At 37.5% G+C, this 7,557-nt stretch carries 7 protein-coding genes and 1 pseudogene; 2 read left to right on the forward strand and 6 right to left on the reverse strand.

Features of this window, described 5'->3' with window-relative positions:
- Nucleotides 1-5: 5 nt before the first annotated feature.
- The 3 genes and pseudogenes from SD31_RS18195 to SD31_RS03210 all read right to left on the reverse strand — a co-directional run bounded on the left by SD31_RS18195 (nt 6) and on the right by SD31_RS03210 (nt 2,332).
- Nucleotides 6-698: a galactokinase gene (locus SD31_RS18195; protein WP_231561112.1), complete on the reverse strand. Its 693-nt coding sequence runs from the start codon at nt 696-698 to the stop codon at nt 6-8.
- A 1-nt stretch (nt 699) separates the two neighbouring features.
- A pseudogene (locus tag SD31_RS03205) lies at nt 700-1,736 on the reverse strand (UDP-glucose--hexose-1-phosphate uridylyltransferase).
- Nucleotides 1,737-1,984: 248 nt separating this feature from the next.
- Entirely contained in the window at nt 1,985-2,332 is a 348-nt protein-coding gene (locus tag SD31_RS03210; protein WP_052258598.1) for a Rieske (2Fe-2S) protein, read from the reverse strand.
- 265 nt (nt 2,333-2,597) lie between these two features.
- On the opposite strand from SD31_RS03210, the gene SD31_RS03215 reads away from it, so the two are divergent.
- A complete protein-coding gene (locus SD31_RS03215; protein ID WP_156138167.1) occupies nt 2,598-2,765 on the forward strand; it encodes a hypothetical protein in 168 nt (55 codons plus the stop codon).
- Between the two features lie 226 nt (nt 2,766-2,991).
- Here the strand turns inward: SD31_RS03215 and SD31_RS03220 are convergent, their stop codons facing one another.
- The 3 genes from SD31_RS03220 to SD31_RS16395 all read right to left on the reverse strand — a co-directional run bounded on the left by SD31_RS03220 (nt 2,992) and on the right by SD31_RS16395 (nt 4,741).
- Entirely contained in the window at nt 2,992-3,507 is a 516-nt protein-coding gene (locus SD31_RS03220; RefSeq protein WP_039053082.1) for a hypothetical protein, read from the reverse strand.
- Nucleotides 3,508-3,654: 147 nt separating this feature from the next.
- Nucleotides 3,655-4,584 carry a serine hydrolase domain-containing protein gene (locus tag SD31_RS03225; protein ID WP_231561114.1) on the reverse strand — a complete coding sequence of 310 codons (930 nt, stop codon included), beginning with the start codon at nt 4,582-4,584 and terminating at the stop codon, nt 3,655-3,657.
- Nucleotides 4,562-4,741, reverse strand: coding sequence for a hypothetical protein (locus SD31_RS16395; protein ID WP_156138168.1), 180 nt, complete (start codon nt 4,739-4,741; stop codon nt 4,562-4,564). The genes SD31_RS03225 and SD31_RS16395 overlap by 23 nt, the downstream gene beginning before the upstream one ends.
- A gap of 750 nt (nt 4,742-5,491) precedes the next feature.
- Here SD31_RS16395 and SD31_RS03230 point away from each other — a divergent pair.
- Nucleotides 5,492-7,555 (forward strand): DEAD/DEAH box helicase, encoded by a 2,064-nt coding sequence (locus SD31_RS03230; RefSeq protein WP_052258600.1) that lies wholly within the window; start codon nt 5,492-5,494, stop codon nt 7,553-7,555.
- Nucleotides 7,556-7,557: the final 2 nt, after the last annotated feature.

Below are 7,557 nucleotides of genomic sequence, written 5' to 3' on the forward strand. Positions count from 1 at the left end.
TAATGCTACAGCTCTTTCGCAAGATTCCCTTCTTTTGTTGTAGCCGATGATGCCAAAGAATGCTTTACATTGGTGTTAAGAAGGAGAATTTCATAGTCTGACAGGTCCGCTCCTACATATTCGAAAGAAAGGTCTCTACAGTCGAGACGGATAAAGCTGTTTTCTTTTCCGAAGACGGAAGCAAATTGATCCATGATACCACAACGAACGCCTACAGCCTCATGCTCTGTCCTTTGTCCTATTCTGGCAATATCGATCTGTGTCAATGCAAGTTCAAAAAGCGTATTTAAGGCAAAAGTAGTGGCACAGGTAAGTGCCGCCGAAGAGGATAGACCGGCGCCTAGAGGTAGGTCTCCTGCTACTGCCAGATTGAATCCTCCTAAGGATTCTCTTTCCTTAACGATGCGTGTAGCCCCCAAAATATATTTGGTCCACAAGCTATCCCCAAAGGTCAGCAAATCCACTGTGGTGCTGTAGTGCTCATCATAGTCTAAAGCGTGCAGGTGTATCTGATTGTCTTTCCTTTTTGAAATAGCAATATAAACGCCTTTGTCTATGGCTGCAGGCATGACAAAACCTTCGTTGTAGTCGGTGTGTTCACCGATAAGGTTTATCCTGCCAGGTGATTTTATGATAAGATGCGGTGTCTCTTGAAAGGTAGATGTAAAAGTATGCTGTAATTCAATCGCTAAGCTCATATTACTTATTTTTATAATGGACAGTCGGTTGATTTTTAATAATGTTGGCAGCAGCTTCAGGTGTGATATCACGTTGAGGCGATGCTAGCATTTCATAGCCTACCATAAATTTCTTTACCGTCGCCGAACGCAACAATGGAGGGTAAAAGTGCATATGCCAATGCCAGTGCGGTTGCTCTCCGCTATTTACTGGCGCCTGATGCATGCCTGCAGAATACGGGAAAGAAGTCTGGAAAATATTGTCATATCGAATGGTCAGCTCCCGCAGGTTGCTGCTAGGCTTAGCTTTTCATTTTCTGTAAACTGGCCTATATGCTGACGATGTTTTTTGCTGACAATCATAGTTTCGTAGGGCCATGTTGCCCAGAAGGGAACCAAAGCCACGAAATGATTGTTGTCAATAATGATACGCTGGTCTAGCTTTCGTTCTATATCCACATAAGCTTCCAGGAGGGAAACGCCATGTGTATCGAAATATTCTTTTTGTCTATACGATTCAATGAGAATTTCGTTGGGTAGAGAACTTTGCGACCATATCTGTCCATGGGGATGCGGGTTACTGCATCCCATGATCTCGCCCTTATTTTCAAAAATCTGGATATATTTAATCCAATCTTTTTGGGAAAGCTCGTTGAATTCCTTTTGCCAGAGGTTTACCACCTTCACTATATCTTCAACTTCCATTTCGGGAAGCGTAAGATCATGACGAGGAGAGAAGGTAATGACTTTACATATCCCTCTTTCTGTTGTGGCCTGTAAAAGGTTGGCATGGTTATATTGTTCAACAGGTGTGTTTTCTAGGATGGCCGAAAAATCGTTGACAAAGACATAGGTGTCTTTGTAGTCCGGATTTATGGTTCCGTCAGCTCTAGCATTGGAGGGGCAGAGGTAGCATTTCGGATCGTATTGCGGTCTATCGGTTGAAGGAAGCTGTTCCACCTTTCCTTGCCACGGTCTTTTGCTGCGATGCGGTGATACCAAGACTTTTTCGCCTGTCAGTAAATTTATGCGATGATGCGGTTGATCAAGATCTATCATATTTGTTGTCAGACACTAAAATATAATTGGTTATGTTATTCTTTCTTTTCTGGCTTAAATATATGTAGGCTAAAATAAAGTAATTTGTCAAATAAATAAAGATTTTATTTCGATTTAGTTAAAGTTAGTGCAAGAAAAATGAAAAAATAAAAAGGCATGAGAATTTCTCATGCCTTTTTATGAGAAAAAAATATATAGAATTAAAAAGCCCTTAAGTGTAATACATCTCCTTTAGTGAAGTCGTTGTCTTATAGTAATTTAAAAAAATCTAGGATTTTCCGGAATAAACTTTGAGGAAGCGCAATATATATTCCGTCCTCTCTTTGTTGAAGTCTGTAAGTACGGATATAGTTGTTTTGTCCTTCAGCTCCCTTTCCATTTATGAGATTGAAGCGGTGCCTGTGGTAAGGGCATATGATTTCACCTTTTTCGCACCAGCCGTAGGCTAAGTTGGCACCGGCATGGGGACATCTAGTGGCTGTGGCATACCAGTGTCCCTGATGGTGAATAAGACAGAATTTCGTACCGCTAAGTTTAAGTTGCTGAACTTCTTTTTCAGAGGAAAATGTCTGTTCGGGAATCCTGAGCCATTTCATACCTAAATATAAGCATTATAGGCGGATAGCTTTTAAACTTAAATTTTGATTTTTTTAGAAATTTTACGGTTTCCCGTTTTTTTAAAATTTTTCAATAAAATAAGTTTGTTAGAGAAAAGAGTTCAAACCTGATAATCGCCTTGGATATCCATAAAGGCAGCTATCTATGAGAAGGACCATTCACAAATTCATCTAATTTTTGCTGTAGCGTTTATATATTTCTGTGGATTAAGTGTTCAACTATTTACTATTGATTGAAAGAATAATGTTAATATTTATTTCACTATATCATAATGCGGAGTTCGATGAAGGTAAAGTTTTCGTAAAGCTCAAGCTCATGGATATCGAAGAGCAGGATGATCGACGAGGAGGAGCTGCAAGGTATTATCAGGACAGCAAAACAGATAAAAGAGATGTTCCGAGAGGAAAATAGGAAAGAAAATTACTAAGCTATAAGATAACTTTCACGGACGGAAGTGTCATAAGTTTGAGATATATAGTTCATTCGTCATAAGGTTTAGGTAAATTGTAGTTGATGCAGTTGGTAAAGAGTCCGATGATTCATTGGACTCTTTTTTCTTTTTTAGGCATATGGTAGGAAATGCCCCAAGAGAGGCTCATTAGATCCGGATATCCGGGGATAAAAGATACAGCGAGGTTTATGGATTCTGAAAGACGGAGTCTATATTCCAACTCACCTCCATACCAAAGAAACATATATTGCCATTTATCTTCCTGCTTTCCTTTGAAGCGATTATACGGTCCACATAAGCATCTAGGGAGTGCCAATTTTTTCTGTAAACCAGAGTAGGGCCTATTCCTCCATATAAGCTCCCTTTGCGGTGTCCATAGATTTTTGCCCGCAAGCCTATATGAGAGAATCCGGCAAATTGTTCGGCACAGTCCGCATAAAGCGCTTGAACGGCTTTCAAGGAAAGTGCATCTTTAATGATAAATTTTTCATAACCGAGAGCTGCACCGTAGTTGATCACACCATAGGCGTTTTTATCCAACTTGTTGGGCATGAGATGCGCATTGTCTCTTTCGCCGTGCGGATGTATACTCAAACCGAAATATTTGAAACTCAGATTGTCCTGTGCGTGTATGGCTTCAGAAAAGAAGATAAGGAAGAAAAGGCTAATAAGAAACCTGTCAGACACTTTATTGTTTTTCAATATATTTGTCCGGCGATAATAAAAAGTGAAATATCTACTTCCAAGAAATAGGAGACGGGTATCTACTGTAATAAATAGATGTTCATCTTCATAAATAGATGTTCATCTTCAAACATCAAAAACGAAAAAGTTCTTTTAGACTTTAAATCACAGATCGTTCATATATACCTTATTCAGCCAGAGGAAAAGAGGGATATTAATTAAATTGAATGTAAGCTGTTGGTGTTTCATGAGCTTGTCGTATACTTCTGCTATCTTCATATCGTCACGGTTAGAAAACAACGCGAGTACGTTATTGTCTGTCATATTCCAGACGACAATGTTGTGAAATCCCGTGCTTTCGCCCGAATGGAAAAGAAATAGGTCTCTGCCTTTACGTGTGAAAAACCAGCCTAGGCTATAGTATACGTCATCTTTGACATATACAGCATACTTTTCGAGGTGGGCTTTGTAGCTTTCATCCCAAAGTGGGTTTTGGTTATTAACCCATTTAAGATATTCTTCCATGGAGATATATACGCCGCCGTCCCCTTTGGTAGCGGAAGTAATGCTTTGGTCCGCCAATCTAAATCCTACGGATGTCGGGTGGTAACCGTAAGCTCTTTCTTTGTCGTGAGGAGTAGGGTATACGGTAGCACGCTTAATGTCTGAAGGTTTGAATATCAGCTCTTTCACCGCATCGGGATAGGATAGCCCGGCGACTTTTTCAACAATCAATGCCAAAAGGCAGTAACCCGTATTGCTATACTGAAACCTCGTTCCGGCAGGGAAGTATACAGAATCTATGTCAGCAATAATGTGCAGAACATCGCGGTCGGTGAGCTGTGCAGTCTGATGCGTAGGGATGTGGGACTCATAGTCCACAAGTCCCGAGGTGTGGTTCAACAAGTGACTTATAGTTATAGCTTGCGTACGCGGCGGTAAACCCTCCAGATATTTGGATATGGAATCTTCGAGGTTTAACTTACCTTGCCGGTGCAGGCGGTATATCGCCATCGCTGTAAATTGTTTGCTGACAGAGGCCATCCTGAAATGAGTAGTCATTGTGATAGGATTAAGCTTTTTCGAGGTTTGCAAGGCCACGCTGATGGTATGTTGTCTTGCCTTCTGTACGTATGGCAAGGGAGGTGCCGGGAGCTTTGTCGTTGTAAGCCTGACGAAGAATATTGTAAGGTTCCTGCGCGTAAACTATATGCATGGATATAAGGAGTATAGACAATAAGATTTTCTTCATAATGTAATTAAAACTCACTTGTTGATGGCGTTTAGGTGATAATTGAAAGAAACCGATTTTAAAGCTTCCGTTTAAAAATACTAAATCTTTTTTGTGGCTATGTATGATTTAGCTACAAAAAAATAGTTTTTATCGTTGAAGGCGCGTGTGCTTAAGTTTCGGTTTATAGCTTTGCTTTGGTGTTTCAATTTGTAACTTTATGAGAATCAAAATATCCATTATTCATATTCTTGCTATTATTACCATTCTTCTTTCCCTGTCAGCTCTGGTTTTATTCTATCTGTATATGTCCGTTGCTAGGCCCGACGTATTGGGATTCTAAAAATTTTTTTTAGGAAAAGGGTTTGTTTGGTGCGCTTAGGCTTTACAAGAGCTGATGCTGTTATACATGTTTCTATGATGATATTTCTCATTTATAGTCTTTAGGTATTAAAACTAAAGACTATTTTTTTTTAATCGGATATATTTCCTTTATTGAAAAACATAAGATATTTTAGTAATTAGAATTTAAGAAGTAATGTAGGCTGGACGGTACTGGATTTAGCGCTTACCAAAAATTCTTTTCTCACTGAAACACTAGCGAACGCTATATGACATCATTGGAATAAATACCCCATCTTCTTGGATGACTCTTTATTCTTTTTTGATTATAATCTATTAAGTTAAGGTTTACGGATTACGGTTTCCCGTAAGTTTTTTAGGTTTTTCTAAGTATATTTAGAGTCAATTATTAATGTGAATTACTAGGTTATGGACGCTTTTAAATTGCATCAACAAGTTATTTCGAATTATAAATCATATTTACAGTCTTTTATTAATATCAGAGATCAGAGAATTAAAGAATATATTAATAGTGAAGCTTTGGTTAACAATATAATTCCAGAGCCTTTAATTCAGTTTAATCCTTCATTTCAAAAAGGGGAATCATTTCAAGATTTAATAGCGGAGAAAATTATTCATCCTGAATTGCCTAGGGCTTTAGGTTCATATAATTTATACAGACATCAAGTTGAGGCGATTCGTTTGGGGGTTCAGGACAAAGGATTCGTTGTAACTTCTGGTACAGGTTCTGGAAAATCCTTAACATTCTTAGCTACCATTTTTAATGATTTATTTAAACAAGGTGAAGTTAAGAAAAAGGGTGTAAAGGCTATTCTTGTTTATCCGATGAATGCTTTAATCAATTCTCAATATGAAGAAATTAAAAAGTATGCGGATAATTATGGGGCAGAATTTCCAATAACATTTGGTCAATATACAGGGCAAGAAGGTGGTGATGTAAGGAATCGAATAAAAGAAGAACAACCAGACATAATTCTAACTAACTACATGATGTTGGAATTGATAATGACGCGTCAATCCGAAAAGTGGATGCGTGAATCGATGCAACAAAATTTGAAATATGTAGTATATGATGAATTGCATACATATCGTGGCAGACAAGGAGCTGATGTGAGTCTTTTGAATCGTCGTATTCAGACGCTTTGTGAAAATGATTTGATTTTTATTGGAACATCGGCTACAATGGCTTCTCATGGAACACCTTTAGAAAAGAAAGAAAAAGTAGCTGAGGTTGCTTCTCAAATATTTGGTAAAGAAATTAATGCATCAGATGTAATTAATGAGTATTTAGAACCGTGTACTTTAGGCAAAGTTGTAAATGCTTTTTCATTAGCCCAAGCGATAAAAAATGGCATTGATATAAATTGGGATGAAGAACAATTTATTAACAATGAATTAGCCAATTGGATTGAGCTAAATGTTGCGCTAAAAGATAATTATGGAACCTTAGAAAGAGGGAAACCATTAAATATTAACCAGATTGTTGAACTGATTTATAAAGAAACATCTCTTGATAAAGAACAGATTAAGAGTGTTTTGATTGATTTGTTGAAATGGGCTGAGAGAATTAATGAAAAGAATAGATTAGCCAAAACCCGTAAATCATTTTTACCTTTTAGATTTCATCAGTTTATTTCTCAGACTGGTTCTATTTCTGTTACTCTTGAACCTAGAGCAACGAGACATATAGAATCTACTGATGAAATTTTTGTGAAGAAAGATGGAATCGAGAAAAAATTATTTCCCGTTTTGTTTTCGCGATATTCTGGATATGATTTTATATGTGTTGAGCTAAATATTGAAAAAGGACTATTGGAACCTTTGTCGCCAAGCAACAAGGAAGCTAAAAACAAGAAGCAGGAAGAAATTGACAAAAAGAATCCTAGCTGGGAGGATTTTAAATATGGATACATTGTACTAGACGAGGGAGAAGAGTTTTGGAATGTAGATTTTACAGATTTGGTACCATCAGAATGGCTTAATAAGTCGGGTACAGACTTTCTTCCTTATTATAAAATGGTTATGCCAACTCCTATCTATTTTAATTCAGAAGGACGATTCTCATTTGATGCAATTTACCCTATTAAAGGGTATTTTATGCCTAAAAAGCTACGTATAGACCCAACCGCATCGATTGTTTATGAAGATAGCAGAACGGATGACTTTACAAAGTTGTCGCGATTGGGTTCGGAAGGGAGAAGCACGGCGACATCCATATTGTCTTATGTCATTATAGAATCCTTAATGCAGCAAGGTGGAAAAGTACAAGATCAAAAACTTTTAAGTTTTACCGACAACAGACAAGATGCTTCTCTTCAAGCTGGGCATTTTAATGATTTTTATACCACAATTAGATTGCTGTTCGACCTTAATTTCATGACAATAAAAAATCAGGAAGAAACCATAATTGAAATTCAATTGAAATTCCATGAATACTTTATACAAAACACATTGATACTTAAGAGAATCTGATT

Source organism: Sphingobacterium sp. T2 (assembly GCF_000814685.1).
Classification (GTDB): Bacteria; Bacteroidota; Bacteroidia; order Sphingobacteriales; family Sphingobacteriaceae; genus Sphingobacterium; species Sphingobacterium thermophilum.